Raw genomic sequence first — 22,496 nt, forward strand, 5'->3', positions numbered from 1 at the left:
CACGGCTCCCGGCAGGCGCCACCAAGGCCGATCGTCATCTCGAATGGGAGGGCCGAACCATGCATATCGAGAAGATTTCGGAAATCATTGCGCACTTCATCGGTCTCTTCGAGATGTCGACCGACGAGATGAGGTTGCGTACCAACTATGCCGAAGGCGCAGGACCGGGCGCGGATGGACCGGCTCTGCCGGATCAGGATGCCTTTACCGCCGCCTTCTCTTCCGATCTCCAACTCAAGGACTACGATCCGGGCATCAATTACAAAAGCGGCAGCTACGAAATCGAATTTGGCCCGGCGCGCCATTTCGGCCGCGTCTTCGAAGAGAGCCTCGAGAAGCTGGCGGCGATTGCCGGAAAGGACATCCCGTTACCGCATTTCGGCGATCCTACGGATATCGTGCTCACGGATGAGCCGGAACTGACCGTCTTTGCCGGGCCTGGTTCGGCGATCAGTCATGTCCTCCAGGTCAACGCCCTCTACGACGACGACTATCTCGATATGACGGATGGCGTCCATGCGCCGCGGGACACGAGCTTCGTCATCGAGCGGCTCGCGGATTTCAGCACCAAGGCCGAGATCTTCACGCCTTTTGCAAGCCTCCACCGGACAGATACCTATGATGGCGCCCTGAAGATCGCCGAGGATCTCGAAAGCTATATCCAGAATGCCCAAAATACCGAGGATAGCGGGGTGGCCTCGCCCGACCATCATTTCGTCACCACCGAACCCATGGACGACAAAGTCTATGTCAACGGCAAGGTCGAAGCCGATATACCCGTCCTTGACGATTTCCTGCCCGACCGCGGTCTCGCAAAGCTGCCAGAGGAACCCGATGACAGCAATACATCCGTCGAGCAGACCGACCCGAGCGGCAACAGCCTCGATGTCACCGCCGGTGCAAATCTCGTTGTCAACGTCGCCTCGGTGATCAATACCGGCGTCATCGCCTCGGTCTCGGCGGTGATGGGCAATTATCACCAGGTCGACGCGATCTCCCAGGCCTTTGTCTACAGCGACAACGACGAGATCGCTTCGACGCTGCGCTCATCCGGCCATTCGGCCGAAGAGGCGGGAACGATCGCCAAGAATATCGCCCTCTTCGAACACAGCACCTTCGAAGCATCGAGCCATGCCGACACAGATGCAGCCGAGCCGACGTTCCCAACCAGCTGGCGCGTCAGCGTCATAGACGGCGACGTCTCCTTCGTACAGTGGATCGAGCAATATCACTTCGTCACCGACAACGACACGATGACGGTCACCACCTCAGGGTCCGAAGCCACGGTTCTGACGGGCGGCAATACCTCCATCAACTTCTCCTCTTTTTTCCAGATGGGCCTGCAATATGATCTGGTGATCATCGGCGGCAACGTGCTCGATATCAACAGCATCACGCAGGTCTCGCTGCTCTACGACAATGACTGGGTGCGGGCAGAGGGCGACCTCGATCCCGGCGCCGACCTACAAACCGGCAACAACCTGATCTGGAATTTCGCCTCGATCCACAATGTCGGGACGGGCGGCCCGTTTGCGGCCATGCCGGACTACATGGTCGAGACGCAGAAGGCGATCGAAGATCGCGATCCCAACATGCCGGAAGGGCTGTCCTTCGATATGAATTTCCAGGGATATGCCGGCCTCAACATTCTCTATATCACCGGCAATCTCTACGACATGACGATCATAAAACAGGTCAGCATCCTCGGCGATTCCGACGATGTGACCCATGCGGCATCGACCATCCTCGAAAACAATCCCGACGCAACGGTTATGATCGACACGGGCAGCAATGCGGTCGTCAACATCGCCGAGATCGTCGACTACGACAGTTTCGGCCAGACGACCTATCTGGCAGGCCAGCTCTATTCAGACGCCATCCTCATTCAGGGCGGACTGGTGGAGCATGACACGACACAGCCGCAGCCGGTCGACGACAGGCTCGCCAATGAAGTCATCGCCTTTCTCGACAACGACGATCCGGCGGGCGGCGATTCCGCTGACGGCGTCATCAATGCCGGGCACGATTTTTCATGGTCGTCGACGCACCCCGCCGACGTAATGCAAGCCATGGTCGCCTGACCTTGAGTATTGCGAGGAAACCACGATGAACCAGATTTCGAAACAAATCTTTGCGGCAGGCAGCGCCCTCGATCTGAGATCGGGCACTATTCCCTCCGCTGCTCCCTCGGATGCGCCGATGACCGATGTGTGCATATCCGCGATCGACGAGGCGGTCGAGAACCTTCGCAGGCTGAGCGGCGCCGCTGCTTCGTCTCCCGATCGCCACAAGAAGACGTCCGAAGCTGCGGCAAACGAGGCTGCCAATATCGGACGCGCAAGCGCTACGCGGGCGCCGCTCCCGGAAAAGATGGTGGTGCCGGAAGCTAAAGTGGAAACGGCACCTCCTGTCGCGGTGGCGCAGGGCCTGGCGACAGCAAAAACGCCGGAAGCGCCAGCCCGGCCGCAGATCGAAGCGCGGGTGACCCCCGAACTGCCGAAAGAGAAGACCGAGCTTAAATCGAGCCCGACGATGCCTTTCGGCAAGACCATCGAAGGCGAAAGCGGTCCGATCAGCGAGAACAACAGGCGGCTGCGCACCGGCGGCGGCGGTTTTCACAAGCGTAGCGAGCCTGTGAATTTCGCCGCCAGCCTCTCGCGGGGCATGGCGGCGGTACGGCGCAACATGGTGGTCGTCATGATGTTCACGATCGCCATCAACGTCCTTCTGCTGGCAATCCCGCTCTATCTATTCCAGATATCCGATCGTGTGCTGACAAGCCGTTCCGTCGACACGCTCGTCATGCTCTCGATCGCCGTGCTCGGCGCCGTGCTACTACAGGCCTTCATGGATTCGGTGCGCCGCTTCATCCTGATGCGCACCGCGGTGGAGCTCGAAGTACAGCTCGGCGCGCCGATCCTCAGCGCTGCAGCCAGGGCATCGCTGCATGGCAGCGGCAAGGACTACCAGACGCTGCAGGATCTGCAGCTGCTGCGCGGCTTCCTGACATCCGGCACGCTGATCGCATTTCTCGATGCGCCGCTGATGCCGTTCTTCGTGGTCGTCGTCTATTTCGTGCATCCGCATCTCGGCATCATCATCATGGTCTGCTGCGCGGTGCTTTTCGTCATCGCCTATCTGAACCAGAAATTCACCGCCCGGCAATTCGCCGAATCCAACGGCTATCTCAGCCGGGCGAATTTCCATCTCGATTCCATGTCGCGCAATTCGCAGATCATCAACGCAATGGCGATGATCCCCGAGGCCGTGAAGATGTGGGGCCGGGAAACGGCGGGTTCGCTGAAATCGCAAGTCGAGGCACAGGACCGCAACATCATCTTCTCCGGCATATCGAAGGCCTGCCGCATGATCACCCAGGTCACCCTGCTCGGCTGGGGCGCGCATCTGTCGCTCTCCGGCGAGCTGACGGGCGGCATGGTGATTGCGGCCTCGATCATCTCGGGACGCGCGCTGGCACCAATCGAAGGCGCCATCGAAGGCTGGAACCAGTTCAACCGGTCGGCAGCCGCTTATAGCAGGATCAAGGGACTGCTGTTGAATTCCCCATTGAACTTCCCGCGCCTGCGTCTTCCCAATCCCGAAGGCCGGCTCGATGTCGAACGCATTCTCTTCGTGCCGCCACCGCAAAAGAAGGTCATTCTCAACGGCATCTCCTTCTCGCTCAGGAAGGGGGAATCGCTTGCGATCATCGGCAATTCCGGGTCAGGCAAGACGACGCTCGGCAAGATGCTCGTCGGCTCGATCGTCCCGACATCGGGAAATGTACGCCTCGACCTGATGGATCTGCGCAACTGGGACCAGCGCCAGTTCGGCGAAAGCATCGGCTATCTGCCGCAGGACGTGCAGCTCTTTCCCGGCACGATCAAGGCCAATATCTGCCGCATGCGCGACGACGTCGACGATCACCAGATCTACGAGGCCGCGGTGCTGGCCGACGTGCACGAACTCATCGCAGGCTTCCCGCAGGGCTACGAAACCATCGTGGCGGCCGATGGCGCTCCGCTTTCGGGCGGTCAGAAGCAGCGCATCGCGCTCGCCCGCGCCTTCTTCGGCAATCCCAAATTCGTGGTGCTCGACGAGCCGAATTCGAACCTCGATACGCAGGGCGAGGCAGCACTTGCCAAGGCACTGATCCACGCCAAGAAGCAGGGCATTACCACCGTCACCATCACCCAGCGCCCGGCTCTTCTCCAATGCGTCGACAAGATCCTTGTGCTCAAGGACGGCACTGTCGCCATGTTCGGGGAAAGGATCGAGGTGCTGCAGGCGCTTTCCAAGAACAACGGCAATAACGGTCAACAAGCACCGCGCATCGAGGGATGAACGACATGGGACGGAAAAATCGGGAGACGACCGGTCCGGCGCAGCTTGAGTGGTACAGCGATGTGCCGCGCTCGATCCGTGTGCACAGCATCGTCGGCCTGACGGTTCTCTTCACCTCGTTCGGAGGCTTCGGCTTCTGGGCGGCGACGGCGCCGCTCGCCTCCGCCGTTATCGCGCAGGGAAGCTTCGTCGCGACCGGCAACAACAAGATCATCCAGCATCTGGAAGGCGGCATCATCAAGGAGATGCGCGTCAGCGAAGGCGATACGGTCAGGGAAGGCGACATTCTGCTGACCCTCGATCCCACAGCATCCCGCTCGAACGAGCGGATGCTGCAGCTTCGTCGCCTGCGCCTTGAAGCCGTCGTCGCCAGGCTCCGTGCCGAAGCGCAGGGCCTGCGCGAATTCCAGCTTCCCGATATCGTGACGAAGGAGGCCCGCGATCCTGATATCAACGCGATCATCCAGAGCCAGAACGTCGTCTTCCACAGCAAGCAGATCAAGCTCGAGGAGCAGCTCAATCTGATCGGGAAGAACATCGCATCGCTAGAATTCCGGTTCGCCGGCTATAGGGGCCAGCGAGAATCCTTCGAAAGGCAGCTGTCGCTGCTGACCGAGGAACGCGACTCCAAGGCTCGGCTGGTCAAGGTCGGCTATATGCGCAAGACGGATCTGCTGGCAATCGAGCGGGCGATCGCCGATGCGATGGGCGACATTGCCCGACTGAACGGCGAGCTCAACGAGAGCGAGGCGGAGATCGCCAAATTCCGCCAGGAAGCCGTCATCGCCGTCAACTCCAACAAGCAGGCAGCACTCGATGCGCTCGAGACCGCCGAAACAGATCTGGACAGTGTGCGCCAACAAATGCGCGAGGCCGCCGGCGTGCTCGAACGCACCACTATCCGTTCGCCGGTGTCGGGCACGGTGGTGCGCTCCTATTTTCACACAGCCGGCGGTGTCATCACAACAGGAAAGCCGATCATGGAGATCCTGCCGTCGCATGTGCCGCTGATCCTGGAAGCGAAGGTGCTGCGAACTTCGATCGACCAGTTGCATGAGGGGGAAACGGCCTCGATCCGCCTCACGGCGCTCAACCGGCGCACGACCCCTGTTCTGCAGGGCAAGGTCTTTTACGTCTCAGCCGATTCGATCGAGGAAAATGCGGGAGCTTCGGTCAAGGACGTCTATATCGTCCGCGTCGGAATACCCGATTCCGAGATTGCGCGGGTGCACAATTTCCATCCCGTTCCTGGAATGCCGGCCGAAGTGCTGATTCAGACGTCGGAACGCACCTTCTTCGAATATCTGAGCAAACCGATCACCGACAGCATGTCCCGCGCTTTCAAGGAGCGCTGATCGCTCAAGATCCGGCATGGGCGGTCCGGTAGATATGACGGACCTGCCCGTTGTTCTGATGTAATGTCCACATGTCCATCCCCTGAGGGATGGATCCCTCCGGGGAGAAAGGGTCAAGCATGGCGGCGATGTCCGATGTCCTGCTGCGGGTCGGCCGCCTGAACTATGTCTGGACGAACACCGAAAGCCTGCTGATCTACATCATCGCCCATCTTCTCCGGGTCGAAAAGGATGCAGCAATCGTCGTGTTCCTGACGCTGAACACCACGCGCGCCCGGATCGATCTCATCGAACGGCTGTCCAAGCTCGCTTCGACCTCCCCTTCCGACCGGAAGGCGATCCTTTCGGCCATGGCGCGGCTGAAGAAGGAATCCAAGATCCGCAACAAGTACAATCACTGCATCTATTCCTTCGACGAAAAAGGAGAGATTTCGAGCACACAGCTGATGCGGCTCGTCGAGGACGACAAGCAGATCCGCTACGGCAAGATCGAACAGATGGACGCGCGCGAGCTCGACCTTCTCGAAAAGTCGATCGCCGAGATCGTCGCCATCAGCCGGACGCTCTGGGCCTTCATCCATGCGAGCCCGCGGATCTCCGGCGAACTCTGATCTAATCCTTATGTATCATGTTCTCAAAACCGCTGCACACTTTCGGGCGAGGTCCGTTGAAGCGCTACATCCTTCAGGACCCGCTGCACCCTATCGTTTTGAATCTGTGTATAATTCCTACCAAAAACCGGATGCGATTTTGGGTTATGCGCCGGCTCAGGACTAATCCCATTTGGGCTCCGTAAATCATCCGGACGGTTTATTTGAAGATCGGTGTTTCCCATTAGAATGAAACCTCCCGAGTGACGTATGGGGTATTGGGGGGGCGGACATGCGCATAGATATCATCGACACCATTGCGGGGTTCGAGGCGGTCCGCGAGAACTGGGATCAGGTTTTCCTGGAAGATCCCGACGCGCAGCATTTCCTCTCCTGGATATGGCTGAAGAACTATCTCTCCCGCCGACGCCGCTGGTTCATCCTCGCCCTTCGCGAACGCGATCCCGAAGCACCCTATGTCGCCTTCTTTCCGCTGCGCCTCATCACGCATCTGAACGAGAAGACCGGGCTCTTCTACGACGAGATCATCATGGCCGGGAATTTTGCGGCCGATTACACCGGCTTCATCGTCAGACCGGATTACGAGCATCACGCCATTGCCGGCTTTGCTTCGTTTCTCAAGCATCAGAACTGGACCGACCTGAAGCTCGAATATTTCAGCGGCCCTGCCGGCCGGCGCGAGAAGATGATCGAGGCGCTGCAGGGGCCGGAGGTGATGTTTCGCGACAGCTCGCCCAAAAACAGCGAGAATATCGACAATACGATCTGCCCGATCGTCCCCCTGCCGGCAAGCTTCGACGACTATCTCGAACAGCGCATGAGTAGCCAGACTCGCCAGAAGCTCCGGCGGTTCCTGCGCAAGGTCGAAGGAGACGATATTTACCGGATCACGATGGCAACCACCGAGACCATCGATCGGGACTTGGACATCCTCTTCAATCTCTGGCGGATCAAGTGGAGTGCCCGCAAAGGCGCGGAGCGGACCGAGCGGCTGATCATCACCACACGCGAAATGCTGATGGACAGCTTCAACTGCGGCAATCTCGAGGTGCCGGTGTTTTGGCATGGCGACCAGCCGCTCGGCGCGCTGGCGAATATCGTCGACCGGCGGAAGAAGGCGATCCTCTTTTATATCACCGGCCGCGACGAAAACTGGAAGACGCCGTCTCCCGGTCTCATTCTGCATGGCTACTGCATCCGGCGAGCGATCGAGCACGGCTTCAAGACCTATGACTTCCTACGTGGAAACGAACCCTATAAATATATGTTCGGGGCGGAGGAAAGGCGGATCAGCTGCACCCTGTTCCGCACCCGCAACGGCCAGAATCTGCATGGCGTGCTCAACCCGCGCAGCATTCGTTTCGTCTATGAACAGGCGCTCGACATGTACCGCAACGGAGCCCGGAGCAAGGCGGAGATCGCCTTCAACCAGGTCCTGCAATCGGCTCCAGGCCATACCGGCGCGGAATTCGGGCTCGCCAATCTGCTATTCGACCGCGGCAAGCTGACGGAGGCATTGACTGCCTACAAGGTTCTCGTCGAGCAAGCGCCCGATCCGACACCGATCCAAATGCGGCTTGGCGACACGCAGCTTGCCCTGCATCAATATGAGCAGGCCGCAGAGACTTTCCGCCGGGTCGGCGAGATCGGGCCGCATCTTATCCAGGCACATTACAAGCGCGGCATCGCCCTTGCGGCCAGCAAACGGCTGGCCGAGGCCGAGGCCGTCTTCGCCGCGATCCAAGACGTGCATTCGGACGATCCGACTTCGCTCGATTATGCCGCCAAGGCGGGGATTGCCCTCGAACGCCTGCGCTCGATCGCCGAGCCCGCCGTTGGCAAGACGGACGTCGTGCCGGAGACCATCGCCCGCTGGAACAGGGGACGGCAACTCAGCGAGCGACGCCGACCGCGTCTGCATTGATTTGGCCTTGCCATGGTGCGGAAATGCGGTCCGGCGGCTCCGGGACGCGCCGCCACCATGGTCTTTGATTTTGAGCTGCAATCGTTGCTAAAAGAAAGCGCGAGCCTACTTTTGCAACTCCTCAGTGAGAAGTCATGCAGACAATTGCAGACGGCGCCGAAAGGGAACGGCTTCTGGCCATTCTCGATTTCTGGCACAAGATCGAGTTCTTCATTCCTTACGATCTCTCCAGTCGTATCGTCTCCGGTGAAGGCCGAACTGTTTTCTGGTTGCATGCGAAAACACTCGGGGATGACGGTGCAGCACTCAGCCGTCCAGCGATCCCCGAGGAGAAGCAGATCACGGGTTTTACCCTCTTCCTCGGGGTTTTCAACAAATCCGAAATTGCCGATATCCGCAGACACTTCGATAGCGTTACAGCCGATATCGCCGAATATGACGATGCCGAACGCAGTGATCTCGATGGCGATACCTGCTTTGCCAGCCTCCAGCTCTCCCCTTTGGGGCAGCCGATGTTTGAAACATTTTCGGTTTCCACCCTTCCATGGGCTCTGGGACGGGTGCGGAAATCCGGCCTCTCCTCGCTCAGCCATGAGGCATTTGCCGACAGCAAACGGCAGCTCTCGGAATTGCTTCAAAACTTTCGGGCTCAACGGCATCTGAGATCTTCGTCCGCCGAGGACACGGCAGATCAACCGATCGATGCCAACGAAATCCTGACGCTGCATGAATTGCTCTGCGATTGGGCCGGCTTTGCCTCGAAGCACGAAAAGCCCATCGCCGCTGTTGAAATACGCTATCGAGACCGGGTGGAAAAACCTGAGCTCATCTCCTTGCCGCCACCGCCTGATAGTAATGCGCTCGATGCCGACGACGAGGAGGACGAGAGTGCAAGCGTTGAAGACGACATCGGCATCCTGAACAGCTTCTTCATCGAGGACATCGAGCGGGCGATGATACGCGTCACGCATGGCGATATCTCCGCGCCACTCAGGCAATATCTCACCCCGCTGGCGCATGAGAAACGGATCGATCTCTACTCGGAGGACGGACGCCGGGCGATCGTTCGGGCCTTGCATCCTGGAAAACTCAACCGCGGGCGCTGGCTCAGCGAACCTCACCACGCCATGAGCCTCATGCAACAGTTCGCGATCAATTCGGCGATCGACGACCTGTCGGAAACGGGACTGTTCTCGGTCAACGGCCCGCCAGGGACGGGAAAGACGACGCTGCTTCGCGACATGTTCGCGGATAATATCGTTCGGCGCGCCCGCATCCTGGCCTCCTTGAAGACGGCGCGCGATGCCTTCGATGGCGCGCCGCGCCGCGTCATTTTCTCGGACCGGAGCACGGCCTCGATATCGGCGCTGATCCCGGCCCTGGCAGGATTCGAAATGGTCGTCGCCTCCTCCAACAACGCCGCCGTGGAGAATATTTCGCGCGACCTTCCGAAGCGAAGCTCGGTCGCGAGAACGTCTTCCTTCCAATATCTGCAGACCATCGCGCACAAAATCGCTTGCCAGAAGGACAACGGGGCGGTCGTCAGGCTCTCGGACGGCGACCGCCCATGGGGGCTGATTACCTGTGCGCTCGGCAATTCCCGGAATCGCCGAGCGTTCAAGGAACGTTTCGCCTTCATGGAGATCGCCGAAAGGCCGAAGCCCGGCTGGTCCGGTGCCTACAAACCAGAGACCATCTGGGAGTGGCTAAAGGGTTATAAGGGACCAAACTTCGCCGAAGCATCGGCGGCATTTCAGGCCGCCGACAGGGTGGTTCGCGACAAGATCGGCCAATATGCACGCTATGCCGATCTCCATGACGAAATCTCCCTGATTTCGCAGGATGCTTTCTGCCGCGAGGCGCTTGAAAAGGTTAGGGCGGCCGCAAGCGAGCTTCGACATGCGCAGGACCGATGCGACATGGTCGCGGCCGAAATGCTCCGTATCAGGGAAGGATTGTCTCAGCTGAAGGAGGAGGAACAACTGCTCGACCGCAGCGCTCCCGCGTGGTGGGAGAAAGTGCTGCCGGCCAATCCTGCACGCCAGCATCGGCAAAATGTTATCGCCAATGCGCGCAGGCAGCTGGAATTGCGCAAGGCACTGGCGGAATGCGAGCGTCATATTGCAAAAACCCATGGACCTGCGCTGAAACGGGCGCTGCGGGGATATCAGCGGGCGGAACAGACGCTAGGATCGCAACGGGAAATCTGGTCGAGGAAGAGAGAGGAATACGATCGCCTCGGAAAGATTCTCGATCATCCCATCCTACCCGGGCGTCTCGCCGATCTCGAGACCGATCAGTTCCAGATTGACGGTCTGTGGCATCGAGACGAACTGGCAGGTCTGCGTTCTGCATTGCTGGAAGCGGCATTGACGCTGCATGAAGCGTGGCTGGCTGACGTGGGGAAGAAAGGCGGAGGTTTTGGAGGAAACATCGTCGCCATCAACAAACTGCTTTCCAACAACGGACCCGCCGACGGCGAGCACATTGCGTTGATCTGGCAGAGCCTTTTCATGATCGTTCCCATCGTCTCGACGACCTTCGCCTCCTTTGCCCGGCAGTTCCGCGGTCTCGACACCGGCTCGATCGGCTGGGTCTTCATCGATGAAGCTGGTCAGGCGGTGCCGCAAGCGGCCGTCGGCGCCCTGTTGCGGGCCCGGCGCGTTATGGTGATCGGCGATCCCCAGCAGATCGAACCGGTCTTCACGCTGCCCAGCGCGCTGATCACCGCCATCTCGGCTCTCTCGCCCCACACGGCGGCAGGACAATATTCGCCGAACAGGGCGTCGGTGCAGATGCTGGCCGATGCCACCAACCGCTACGGGACGGCGGTCTCGGGCGAGGAAGCCGACGGGCTCTGGATCGGCAGCCCCCTCAGGGTACATCGGCGCTGCATCGATCCGATGTTTGCCCTTGCCAACCGGATCGCCTATCAGAACAAGATGGTCTTCGGGCTGGAAGAGCGCCGGCCGGCCGGCGACGTGCCGCCGTTTTACGGCGACAGCGCCTGGATCGATGTCAAGGGCAGGGTATCGGGCAAACAGGCCGTTGCGGAACAGACGGATTTCATCGTCGATCTCCTTACCGCCACCTATCGCCGGGACGGCGCGTTGCCGGATCTCTATATCATCTCGCCGTTCAAAGAGATCAAGAACAGTCTGAGGCAGGCTCTCACCCACGCGACATGGATCGATCCGAACGGAAATATGCGCGCATCTCCACCGAAGCTGTCGAGGTGGTTGAAGGAAAGGATAGGCACGGTGCATACCTTCCAGGGCAAGGAAGAAGACATCGTTTTCATGGTGCTCGGCGCCGATGCCGACCATAGCGGAGCGGCCAGTTGGGCCGCTTCGAAGCCGAACCTCTTGAACGTTGCCCTCACGCGCGCCAAGCGCCGATTCTATATCGTCGGCGATCGCAGCCTCTGGGAGGGCCTGCCTTATTTCCGGGAGACAGCGAGCGCCTTGGATACATTGCAGGCAGCAGAATTCCTGGGCCGCATTGAATTGGACTGAAGGATCGGGATCCGATTGCTGCTCATTGGATCCTTGCCTCGACCGACGTCTGGAATCGTTTCGCAAGCGACCTTCCCCACATCCGGACTGGCCTGGTTTGCTCCGCCAATGACAATAATCTTGTGAAAAATCCGATATTAGGGCACAATTTGTGAACGCATCGGAATTTGCGGCGCAATCTCAATTCCGGCCGTCTCGCGCCGGGTAGCAGTTCGCGTCGGAGGGTCGGCGTCGATGGAACCGGGGTTCTTTCTTGTGTTCGCTACGGTGTCCGTGATCACGGCCCTGACGGTGGTCTTGGCCCGGAATCCGGTGCACAGCGCATTGGCGCTGATGGCGTGTTTCCTCAACATCTCGGCAATCTTCGTTATGCTCGAGGCGCCGTTGCTCGCGGTCATCCAGATCTTCGTCTATGTCGGCGCGATCATGGTCCTGTTCCTGTTCGTGATCATGATGATCGATGTACGCGAAGCGGTGTTGCAGCGGTTCTTGCCGGGCGGCAACCTGCCGGCCATGGTGTTGCTCTTCCTGCTTGGAATCGAGATGCTTGTGCTGGTGCTCTGGACCGACCGCTTTTCGATCACGGAGCCCGCTGCCATGGGCGGCGGCGATCAGACCAGGCAGCTCAGCACGACACTTTTCGCCGACTATCTCCTGCCGTTTGAAGCTGCGTCCGTCATCCTTCTGGCCGCCCTGGTCGGCGCCATCGTGCTGGCGCGGAAGGAGTAGGGTTGATGGTTCCGCTCTCGTGGTACATTCTACTCGGAGTGGTCCTGTTCGTGATCGGAGCAGCGGGCGTGCTGGTCAGGCGCAATATCCTGGTCGTGCTGATGTCGCTGGAGCTGCTGCTCAACTCGGTCAACATCAATTTCATCGCTTTCGGGCGTTACTACGGCGATTTCCGCGGGCAGATCTTCGCGATCTTCGTCATCGCAATCACCGCGGCGGAAGTTGCCGTCGCCCTCGGTATCCTGGTCGCCCTCGTGAGGAACAAATCCACCCTCAAGGTCGACGAAGTGACCATGATGAAAGGATAGCGGCTTTGGACCCGGTGATATCGATCCGGCCGCTGCTTGCCGTCGCCATAGCAGGCCTGGCGGCCCTTGCCGTTCTCCTTCTGCACAACCGCGAGAAGCTCCGCGATATCGTCTCGCCGCTCGCTGCAATCGCCATGTTCGCGATTGTCGCCTCGATGGCGCCCACGGTGCTGGCGGGCGGGACGGTCGAATTGCGCCTGTTCGAGATTTTGCCGGGGATAGACTTCGCTTTCCGGGTGGATGCGCTCGGCATGGTATTCGCCACCGTCTCGTCGCTCCTGTGGATCGTGGCGGCGATCTATTCCATCGGCTACATGCGCCACTTGAACGAGCATGCGCAGACTAGGTTCTTCGCCTGCTTCGCCGCCAGCCTCGCGGCGGCCGTCGGGGGCGCCTTTTCCGCCAATCTGTTCACGCTGGTGATCTTCTACGAGATGCTTAGCCTCGTGACCTATCCGCTTGTTTACCACCACGAGGATGAACAGGGATGGGCGGGCAGCCGCAAGTACCTCGTCTATTTGATGGGCGCGTCGAAAAGCCTGCTTCTCGCCGCGCTGGCGCTGACCTACCACATTGCGGGGTCGTTCGATTTTGTGTCGGGGGGACTGCTGGCAGGGAGCGATGCTTCTGCCGCGATGCTGACGGTCGTCTATTTCTGCTACCTTTTCGGTTTCGCCAAGGCTGCGGTAATGCCGATGCACGCCTGGCTGCCTGCCGCGATGGTGGCGCCGACACCGGTCAGCGCGCTCCTGCATGCAGTGGCCGTGGTCAAGATGGGCGTGTTCTGCGTGCTGCGGGTGGTGTTCCACGTTTTCGGCACGGGGCTGGTGGGCGGGCTGGGGCTGGGCATCGCCACGGCCTATCTGGTCTCCTTCACGATCCTGATGGCGTCCGTCTATGCCCTGACGCGGGACGACCTGAAGGCGAGGCTCGCCTATTCGACGGTCAGCCAGCTGTCCTACGTCGTTCTGGGCGCGGTTCTGTTGTCGCCGGTCGCGATGGTCGGCGGCATCATCCACATTGCGGCTCATGCGTTCTCCAAGATCACCCTCTTCTTCTGCGCCGGCTCGATCTTTTGCGCGTCGGGAAAGCGGAATATCAGCGACATGGCCGGCATCGGCCGCAGGCTGCCTTGGACGATGGGTGCTTTTTTCGTCGCCTCGCTGAGCATGATCGGGGTGCCGCCGACCGCGGGCTTCGTCAGCAAGTGGTATCTGGCGCGGGGCTCGGTGGAGGCGGGCGAAATTGCGTTCCTGGTCGTGCTCCTTGCGAGTTCAGTCCTGAACGCAGCTTATTTCCTGCCTGTCAGCTATGTCGCCTTTTTCGGGACGGAAGCGCAGGGGAGCCCGGCGACGGTCCGTGAAATTCCGATGATGACGATCCCGCTGGTTGCGACTGCCATCTTGTCGGTGTCGATGGGCATCTTTCCCGGCTATTTCCTCGCCCTGGCGGAAGGAGTTGTCAGATGATCAAGCGTGTCGTCGACTTCTTTGGTGACGAGGAACATGCGAACCAGCGCCGCCGGCTGTTCTATCTGGTGCTCGTTCTGATCGTCATCGCCGACTTTCTGGTCCACCGCGAACACGCCGAATACCTCTGGGACCGCCTGCCGGGCTGGTCGGCTGTCTACGGCTTCTTATCCTGCGTGCTGCTGATTTTCGTTTCCAAATTCCTCGGCCATCGGGCTGGGCTCATGCGGCGCGAGGACTATTATGACTGACTTCGTCCATCCCGCCCTGCTGTTCATTCTCGGCGCCCTGCCGATCCCTTTCCTGAACGGATCGATCCGCAAAGCCTATCTGCTGCTGATCCCGGCGCTGGCGATCCTCGCCGTGCTGACGATACAACCGGGAACCTACGGCGCGACGCAGTTCATCGGGCAGGAAATCCTCATCGCCAAGGTCGACAAGCTGAGCATCGTCTTCGCCACCGTTTTCACCATCATGGCGCTGATCGGAACGGTCTATGCGCTGCACCTGCCTCGCCCCGGCCAGCATGTCGCTGCATTTGTCTACGTCGGCAGCGCCCTCGGCGTCGTGTTCGCCGGCGACTACCTTACGCTCTACCTGTTCTGGGAAGGCATGGCGTTTGCCTCTGCCTACCTGGTCTTCGCCCAAGGCGGCCGACGGGCGATCGCCGCCGGGTTCCGGTATCTCATGGTCCATATCACTGGCGGCGTCGTCCTACTTGGCGGCGTCATTCTCTACGGGCTCTCGACTGGCTCGCTGCTCTTCGGCCCGATCGCAGGCGAGATGGGCGTCGGCGCTTACCTGATCCTTGCCGGGTTCATGCTCAACGCCGCTGTGCCGCCGCTCAGCGCCTGGCTGACCGACGCTTACCCGGAGGCGACTGTCACCGGCGCGGTGTTCATGAGCGCCTTCACCACCAAGACCGCCGTCTATGTGCTGGCGCGGGCGTTTCCGGGAACTGAACTTCTCGTTTGGCTCGGCATCGCGATGGCGCTCTACGGCGTCGTCTACGCGGTGCTGGAGAACGACTGCCGGCGGCTACTGGCCTATCACATCGTTAGCCAGGTGGGCTACATGGTGGCAGGCGTCGGCATCGGCACCGAGATGGCGGTGAACGGGGCCACCAGTCATGCCTTCGCACATATCCTCTACAAGGCGCTCTTGTTCATGGGTGCTGGGGCGGTGATTTACGTCACCGGCCGGCGCAAGCTCACCGAGCTTGGTGGGCTCTACAAGACCATGCCGGTGACCGTGGCGCTCTACATGGTTGGCGCTTTCGCGATTTCGGCATTTCCATTCTTCTCGGGCTTCGTCACCAAGTCGATGGTGGTGGCCGCCGCCGGACAGGATCACCGCGCGCTGGTGGTGTTGGCACTGACGATGGCCTCGGCGGGGACATTCCTCCACACCGGTCTCAAGCTCCCCTATTACATGTTCTTCGGCACGGACCGGAAGCTGGAGGCGCGGGAGCCGCCCCGCAACATGCTGGTTGCGATGGGCATGGCGGCGGTGCTCTGCATCGCGATCGGCGTTGTCCCGCAGCCGCTTTACGCACTTCTACCCTATCCGGTCGACTTCGAGCCCTACACCGGCGTCCATGTCACCGAGAGCCTTGGCGTGCTGATGTTCACCGCCTTGGGTTTTGTCATATTCCTCAGGGCGCTCGACCCCGAGAACACGATCAGCATCGACACCGACTGGTTCTACCGCAAGGGCGCGCGGGTCTTCATGTGGATCGCCGGAAAACCGCTGACGCGCTACGAGAAGACGGTGAGTGACGTGTCCGAGACCGCGGTTCTGCCTTTCCTGCATGGGGCGGCGCGGGCGGGACTGTGGATTGATCTCGCCGGTGTGGATGCCATCGTGAATGGCGTCGCCCGGGCGATCCTGAATGGTGGCGGGACGCTGCGGCGCCTCCAGACCGGCGTCGTGACCCATTACGCGCTGGCGATGATCGCAGGTGTGATCGCAGCCACTGTCGTCCTCACCGTGGTGTGGCGGTAGGGGGCGTGATGGGATTGCCGCTACTCAGTGTCATCGTATTCACGCCAGTCGCCGGGGCAGCGGTTCTGATGTTTCTGCGCAGCGACGATGCAGTGCGGTGGACCGCGCTGGCCGTCACCATCCTCGACCTCGCTCTCTGCATCGCCATGCTGGCGAGCTTTGACACCACGACCCACGCGATGCAGTTCACCGAGAGACGCCTATGGGTGCCCGCGCTCGGGATCACTTATGCGCTTGGCATCGACGGGATAAGCGCGCTCTTCGTTTTCCTGACCGCTCTGCTGGGCTCGATATGCGTGCTCGCCTCGTGGGTCGCGATCGACCGCAAGATAAAGGCGTTCATGGTCAGTCTGCTCTCCATGCAGGCGCTGATGCTGGGGGTGTTCTGCGCGCTCGACCTGTTCCTGTTCTACGTCTTCTGGGAGGCGATGCTGATCCCGATGTACCTGATCATCGGCGTCTGGGGCGGCGAAGGCCGGGTCTATGCGGCGTTCAAGTTCTTCCTCTACACGCTGGCGGGCAGCCTCCTGTTCCTCATCGGTGTCATCGTGCTCTATTTCAACGGCGGCGAGACCTTCGACATCCTCGCGCTGACAGCGCAGGATTTGCCGTTCCCGGTCCAGTCCTGGCTATTCTTCGCCTTCCTGATCGCCTTCGCCGTCAAAGTGCCGATGGTGCCGGTCCATACCTGGCTGCCGGACGCCCATGTACAGGCGCCGACGGCAGGCAGCATCATCCTTGCAGGGGTGCTCCTGAAGATGGGCGCCTACGGGTTCCTGCGGTTCTCGCTGCCGATGCTGCCGGAGGCGTCGGTGTATTATTCGACGCTGATGCTTTCGCTTTCGGCGCTTGCGATCGTCTATGGCGGGTTGCTTGCGCTGGCGCAGGACGACCTGAAGAAGCTGGTGGCCTATTCCAGCATCAGCCACATGGGCTTCGTGACGCTGGGGATTTTTGCGCTGAACCTCCGCGGGCTCGAGGGCGGCATCCTGCAAATGTTCAATCATGGCGTAACGACCGGCGCGTTGTTCCTGTTCGTCGGGCTGATCTACGAGCGGACACACACGCGAAGCATTGCAGATTATGGCGGGCTGATGAAGGCGGCGCCGGTCTATACGGCGTTTCTGGCGCTGTTCACTCTGTCGTCAATGGCGCTGCCGGGGACGAATTCGTTCGTGGGCGAGCTGCTGGTGCTGTCGGGCGGTTTTGCGGCCAACTTGGCCGTCGGCGCGTCCGCCGTTTTTGGCGCGTTGTTGGGCGCGGCCTATCTGCTTGGCATGTACAGGAAAGTCGCGCTTGGTCCGGCCAGCGTCGGTGTCCGATTCCAGATACGCGACGTGAACGCCCGCGAGATGGTCGCGATCCTGCCGCTGGCCGTCTTGGTGCTTTGGGTCGGGCTATATCCGAAACCCTTTCTCAACATCATCGACGTCTCGGTGAAGCATCTGCTGGCTCAGGTGCATGATAAAGGGAGCGGCCAATGACTGCCGCAGCACTTTTCCAGTCGGCTCTCGCAAGCCTGCCCGAGATCGTGGTGATCACTGGAGCCTGCATCCTTTTGATCCTGGGACAGCTTGTGCGCAAGGGCCAGGAACATTTCCTTGTCTGGGCCTCCGTCGCGGTCGTGCTGATTGCCGCCTTGGCGACACTCATGCTTTCGAGCGAGGTGCGGCCGGCCTACACGGGCATGTTCATCGCCGATCGCTTCGCGGTCTTCTTCAAGTTCGTGTTCTACCTGGCCACCATACTGACATTCCTCCTGTCGCGAAAATATGCGGATATCGAGCGGATCGGGAGCAGCGAATACTATGTCCTGCTGCTCTTTTCGCTGTCGGGAATGATGATCATGGCTTCGGCGACCGATCTCCTCTCGCTCTATGTGGGCCTCGAACTGATGGTGCTCTGCACCTATGTGCTGACCGGCTTCCTGCGGCGAGAGCGGCGGTCGAACGAAGCGGCGCTGAAATACGTGATCCTTGGCGCGGTCTCGACCGGGATTTTCCTCTACGGCGTTTCGTTGATGTACGGGCTCACCGGCACGACGCAACTGGACGGGATGGCTGCGGCTGTGACCGGCGACCCGCTCGATCCGGGATTGCTCCTGGCAGAGGTCTTCATCGTCGCGGGGCTGGTCTTCAAGGTTGGCGCGGTGCCGTTTCATATGTGGGTGCCGGACGTCTACGAAGGCGCGCCGACGACGATCACCGCATTCATGTCGGTAGGCCCTAAGGCAGCAGGGTTTGCGGCGATCCTGCGGGTGTTCCTCAACCCGCTGGTCGCGGCCTCGGACGTCTGGATCATCGTCGCGGTCATTGCGGTGGTGACGATGGCGCTCGGAAGTTTCGTCGCGCTGGTGCAGGATAATTTCAAGCGCCTCCTGGCCTATTCCAGCATTGCCCATGCCGGGTTCGCCCTTTTCGGCGTGGTGGCCGGCGGTGCGGACGGAATCGCCAGCGTGATGCTCTACCTGCTGATCTACTCCCTCATGAATCTTGGTATTTTCGGCGCCGTCATCATGATGCGGAACGGCGATTTCTCAGGCGAGGTCATTGAAGATTACGCGGGTTTCGCCAAGTCGCATCCCGGTCTGGCGCTTCTGATGCTGCTCTATCTGTTCTCGCTGGCCGGCATTCCGCCGACGGCCGGGTTCTTCGCCAAATTCTACGTGCTGGTCGCGCTGGTCGAGCGAGGTTTCGTCATGCTGGCGGTGATCGCGGTACTGCTGAGCGCCGTCGCCGCCTATTTTTACATCCGCATAGTCATGGTGATCTACATGCGCGAGCCGGAGAGGACGTTCGAGCCGGCGCTGACTCCCTCGGTACGCACCACGCTCGCCTTCACCGCCTTGGGCACCATCGGCATCGGCCTGTTTCCCGCGTGGTTTCTGAGGCTTGCTCAAAACTCGGTGTTTGGCGGCTGACCGATTGAATTTGCAATGATCTGCCCGACGGAATAAACTCGTAGCTCAAGAAAGGATTACCCAAGCCCTTTCCCGGGGCGACCGCATTACCATCCTGAACAGGGCGGTCGCGGCCTTAGGAAAGCTTTCAGTGGGTAACCGGTGCAGTGCGATATGGCTGCAATGGAATTCTTGCCCGTTCTTTTCATGGTCGCCGGAGTTGTTCTGGTAACAGGGACGACGCTTTTTGTCTCCTCACTGCTGCGCCCGTCCAATCCCTATCCCGAAAAGAACATGCCCTATGAATGCGGCATGGACCCAGCAGGCGAGGCCGCCGGGGGCCGCTTCAGGGTGCAGTTCTTTATTCTCGCGATCCTGTTGGTCGTTTTCGATGTCGAGACGATGTTCCTCTTTCCCTGGGCCGTTGTCCTGAAAGACATCGGGCTCGTCGGTTATGTCGAGATGTTCGTCTTCATAGTGCTGCTTCTTGTGGGCTTCGCCTACGCCTGGCTGAAGGGAGCGCTGGAATGGGAAGCGTAAACAATTCGATCCGCGACAGCGTGCTGTTCACCACGGCCGAGAGCGTTATCAACTGGAGCCGACAATCGGCGCTGTGGCCCGAGACCTTCGGAATTGCCTGCTGCGCCATCGAGATGATCTCGGCGGGGTGCGCCCGCTATGATCTCGACCGGTTCGGCGTGGTGTTCCGGCCTTCGCCGCGCCAGTCCGACGTGATGATCATCGCCGGCACCGTGACGCGGAAATTCGCTCCCGTCGTGCGCAGGCTCTATGACCAGATGCCGGAGCCGCGCTGGGTTATCGCCATGGGCACCTGCGCTATCTCGGGCGGGGTCTACAACACCTATGCCGTGGTGCAGGGAGCGGAGACCTTCGTGCCGGTGGACGTGCATGTGCCCGGTTGCCCGCCGCGGCCCGAGGCGCTGATGCATGGATTCCTGTTACTTCAGGAGAAGATTAAAAAATCCCGAGCACTGGCCGGGACTCCTCTCGATCGGGTTGCAGCGTCATGAGTGTGGAAACGCCCCTCATCCGCACTACGATCACGGAGCGGTTCGGCGAGGCAATCGACGATCTTGGTTTCGCGCATGGTGTACATGCCTTCGCCGCTCCGCCTGACATGATCGTCGAGCTTTGCCGGTTTCTGAAGGAACACCCGGCGTTGCGGTTCAACTTCCTGTCGGACATCTGCGGGGTCGATCATTATCCTGAGATGCCACGCTACGAGACGGTGTACCACCTCTATTCGCTACCGAACAAATGGCGCGTTCGCATCAAATGCCGCCTCGCCGATCCGCCGCGGCTCCCGTCGGTGACGGGAGTCTGGCGAACCGCCAATTGGCATGAGCGCGAAGCCTGGGACATGTACGGGATCAGGTTCGAGGGCCACCCCGATTTGCGCCGGATCTACATGTGGGAAGGGTTCGAGGGCTTCCCACAGCGCAAGGATTTTCCGCTCCGTGGCTACAAGGACAAGCTGAACCCGTTTGGCGCCGAAGGCACGCCGCCGACGCAGCCCGACCTCGCCACCAAGAACATTCCATAAGGGAGGCCGCTCCACGCCGGGAACTTAAAATGACCGAAGTCACCGAACTGATCAGCCCGCAAGGCGAAGCGTTCGACACCAAGGAGGTGCTTCTCAATCTCGGCCCCCAGCACCCGAGCACGCATGGGGTTCTTCGGCTCGTCCTGGAATTGGACGGCGAGTACGTCAAGCGCGTGGATCCACACATCGGCTACCTCCATCGCGGCACCGAAAAATTGGCGGAGAGCTTCACCTACACCCAGATTTTTCCGCTCACCGACCGGCTCGACTACCTCTGTCCACCGTCGAACAACCTCGCCTTCGCGCTGGCGGTGGAGAAACTCCTCGGCATAGAAGCACCGATTCGCGCACAATATATCCGCGTGATGATGGCCGAGCTGGCGCGGATCTCCGGCCATGTCTTGATCACCGGCGCGCTGCCGATGGACCTCGGCGCCATGACCGCCTTGCTTTACGCCATGCGGGAGCGCGAAATGATCATGGACCTCCTGGAAATGATCAGCGGTGCGCGCATGCACACGTCCTTCTGCAGGGTCGGCGGAGTGCGCGAGGACCTGCCTGACGGTTTCCTTCCCAAGATCAGGGAGTTCTGCGACATCTTCCCGAACCGGATCCGCGACTATGAGCGGTTGCTCGAAAACAACCGGGTATTCCTGAAGCGCACGCAGGGGATCGGCGTGATCTCCGCCGAGGACGCCATCGATCTTGGCCTGAGCGGTCCGAACTTGCGCGCTTCGGGCGTCGACTGGGACATCCGTCGCGACGAGCCCTATGAGATCTACGACCGGCTCGACTTCAACATCATCACGCGCGACGAGGGCGACTGCTATGCGCGCTGGCAATGTCGGGTCGAGGAAATGCGCGAGAGCGTCCGGATCATCGAGCAATGCCTCGACCAGATGCCCGAGGGGCCGTTCCAGATCGACATGCCAACAATCGCCTTCCCGGTGGACAAGGACAAGGTGCATTGCTCGATGGAAGCACTGATCCAGCATTTCGACCTGTCGGCCTATGGCTTCAAGGTGCCGAAGGGCGAGGTCTATTCGGCGATCGAGGCGCCAAAGGGCGAGCTTGGCTTCTATATCATCAGCGACGGGTCGCCAAAACCATTCCGCATGAAGGTGCGGGCACCCTCGTTCGTCAACCTTCAGGGACTGTTCGGGGTGACCAACGCCCGCTATCTGGCGGACATGATCGCCGTGCTCGGCAGTCTCGACCCGGTGATGGCGGAGGTGGACAAGTAGCAGGGATTTGAATGCAATGACCATGCGCGAAAAGATAAAAGAGGCAGCGGCGCGGTATCCCGACCAGCGCTCTGCGATCATGCCCGCGCTTCTGATCGCGCAGAGGGAGCATGGCCATCTGCCTGGTCAGGTGCTGGAAGAAGTCGCCGACACTCTCGGAGTCGAGCGGATCTGGGTCTACGAGCTGGCGACCTTTTATACGCTCTTCCATACCGAGCCGGTGGGCATGTTCCACCTGCAACTCTGTGACAATGTTTCCTGCATGCTGTGCGGAGCCGAGGACCTGCTGAAGCATCTGGAAACGGCGCTGGCGATCAGGAAGGGCGACACCACACCGGACGGGCTGTTCACGCTTTCCACCGTCGAGTGCCTCGGTGCCTGCGAGATGGCTCCGGTGATGCAGGTCGGCGACGATTACCACGGCGCCCTTGATGTCGCGAGTATCGACGCGCTTCTTGACAGGTTGCGGACTGAGGCGGGGCAAGCGACAGGTGTCGATCTCGCCGCCACACCGCCCGGAGAGTAGCGCC

18 protein-coding genes are annotated in these 22,496 nt (G+C 60.4%); all 18 read left to right on the plus strand.

Annotated features, from left to right (window positions below):
* Positions 1-59: 59 nt before the first annotated feature.
* The 18 genes from GFM02_RS28420 (at position 60) to nuoE (ending at position 22,492) form a co-directional block, all read left to right on the plus strand.
* On the plus strand, positions 60-2,081 hold the full coding sequence (locus GFM02_RS28420; RefSeq protein WP_168323517.1) for a hypothetical protein: 2,022 nt from the start codon (positions 60-62) through the stop codon (positions 2,079-2,081).
* Between the two features lie 25 nt (positions 2,082-2,106).
* On the plus strand, positions 2,107-4,344 hold the full coding sequence (locus tag GFM02_RS28425; RefSeq protein ID WP_168268295.1) for a type I secretion system permease/ATPase: 2,238 nt from the start codon (positions 2,107-2,109) through the stop codon (positions 4,342-4,344).
* A gap of 5 nt (positions 4,345-4,349) precedes the next feature.
* Positions 4,350-5,699 carry an HlyD family type I secretion periplasmic adaptor subunit gene (locus GFM02_RS28430; protein ID WP_168323507.1) on the plus strand — a complete coding sequence of 450 codons (1,350 nt, stop codon included), beginning with the start codon at positions 4,350-4,352 and terminating at the stop codon, positions 5,697-5,699.
* Positions 5,700-5,818: 119 nt separating this feature from the next.
* Entirely contained in the window at positions 5,819-6,310 is a 492-nt protein-coding gene (locus tag GFM02_RS28435) for a hypothetical protein (protein WP_017962677.1), read from the plus strand.
* 271 nt (positions 6,311-6,581) lie between these two features.
* Positions 6,582-8,234, plus strand: a complete 1,653-nt coding sequence (locus GFM02_RS28440; RefSeq protein WP_168323508.1) for a GNAT family N-acetyltransferase — start codon at positions 6,582-6,584, stop codon at positions 8,232-8,234.
* A gap of 134 nt (positions 8,235-8,368) precedes the next feature.
* A complete protein-coding gene (locus GFM02_RS28445; protein WP_168323509.1) occupies positions 8,369-11,749 on the plus strand; it encodes a DEAD/DEAH box helicase in 3,381 nt (1,126 codons plus the stop codon).
* A 234-nt stretch (positions 11,750-11,983) separates the two neighbouring features.
* Positions 11,984-12,478, plus strand: coding sequence for an NADH-quinone oxidoreductase subunit J (locus GFM02_RS28450; RefSeq protein ID WP_168323510.1), 495 nt, complete (start codon positions 11,984-11,986; stop codon positions 12,476-12,478).
* Between the two features lie 5 nt (positions 12,479-12,483).
* The gene (gene nuoK / locus GFM02_RS28455; protein WP_026265523.1) at positions 12,484-12,786 is read left to right on the plus strand and encodes an NADH-quinone oxidoreductase subunit NuoK; all 303 of its coding nucleotides are present in this window, start codon (positions 12,484-12,486) and stop codon (positions 12,784-12,786) included.
* Between the two features lie 5 nt (positions 12,787-12,791).
* Entirely contained in the window at positions 12,792-14,255 is a 1,464-nt protein-coding gene (locus tag GFM02_RS28460; RefSeq protein WP_168323511.1) for a monovalent cation/H+ antiporter subunit D family protein, read from the plus strand.
* Positions 14,252-14,506 (plus strand): hypothetical protein, encoded by a 255-nt coding sequence (locus tag GFM02_RS28465; protein WP_020052273.1) that lies wholly within the window; start codon positions 14,252-14,254, stop codon positions 14,504-14,506. The genes GFM02_RS28460 and GFM02_RS28465 overlap by 4 nt, the downstream gene beginning before the upstream one ends.
* Positions 14,499-16,259: a Na(+)/H(+) antiporter subunit D gene (locus GFM02_RS28470; protein WP_168323512.1), complete on the plus strand. Its 1,761-nt coding sequence runs from the start codon at positions 14,499-14,501 to the stop codon at positions 16,257-16,259. Before GFM02_RS28465 ends, GFM02_RS28470 begins: the two co-directional genes overlap by 8 nt.
* Before the next feature lie 8 nt (positions 16,260-16,267).
* On the plus strand, positions 16,268-17,743 hold the full coding sequence (locus GFM02_RS28475) for an NADH-quinone oxidoreductase subunit M (RefSeq protein WP_168323513.1): 1,476 nt from the start codon (positions 16,268-16,270) through the stop codon (positions 17,741-17,743).
* Positions 17,740-19,179: an NADH-quinone oxidoreductase subunit N gene (locus GFM02_RS28480; RefSeq protein WP_168273330.1), complete on the plus strand. Its 1,440-nt coding sequence runs from the start codon at positions 17,740-17,742 to the stop codon at positions 19,177-19,179. The genes GFM02_RS28475 and GFM02_RS28480 overlap by 4 nt, the downstream gene beginning before the upstream one ends.
* Before the next feature lie 153 nt (positions 19,180-19,332).
* Complete coding sequence (locus GFM02_RS28485; protein ID WP_168323514.1) at positions 19,333-19,698, plus strand: NADH-quinone oxidoreductase subunit A; 366 nt, start codon at positions 19,333-19,335, stop codon at positions 19,696-19,698.
* The gene (locus tag GFM02_RS28490) at positions 19,686-20,189 is read left to right on the plus strand and encodes a NuoB/complex I 20 kDa subunit family protein (RefSeq protein WP_168273329.1); all 504 of its coding nucleotides are present in this window, start codon (positions 19,686-19,688) and stop codon (positions 20,187-20,189) included. Before GFM02_RS28485 ends, GFM02_RS28490 begins: the two co-directional genes overlap by 13 nt.
* Positions 20,186-20,722, plus strand: a complete 537-nt coding sequence (locus tag GFM02_RS28495; protein WP_168273328.1) for an NADH-quinone oxidoreductase subunit C — start codon at positions 20,186-20,188, stop codon at positions 20,720-20,722. Before GFM02_RS28490 ends, GFM02_RS28495 begins: the two co-directional genes overlap by 4 nt.
* 29 nt (positions 20,723-20,751) lie before the next feature.
* A complete protein-coding gene (gene nuoD / locus GFM02_RS28500; protein WP_168323515.1) occupies positions 20,752-21,966 on the plus strand; it encodes an NADH dehydrogenase (quinone) subunit D in 1,215 nt (404 codons plus the stop codon).
* Positions 21,967-21,982: 16 nt separating this feature from the next.
* Complete coding sequence (gene nuoE / locus GFM02_RS28505) at positions 21,983-22,492, plus strand: NADH-quinone oxidoreductase subunit NuoE (protein ID WP_168273327.1); 510 nt, start codon at positions 21,983-21,985, stop codon at positions 22,490-22,492.
* The last annotated feature ends 4 nt before the right edge of the window (positions 22,493-22,496 follow it).

Source organism: Rhizobium leguminosarum bv. viciae, from assembly GCF_012276115.1.
Lineage (GTDB): Bacteria > Pseudomonadota > Alphaproteobacteria > Rhizobiales > Rhizobiaceae > Rhizobium > Rhizobium leguminosarum_T.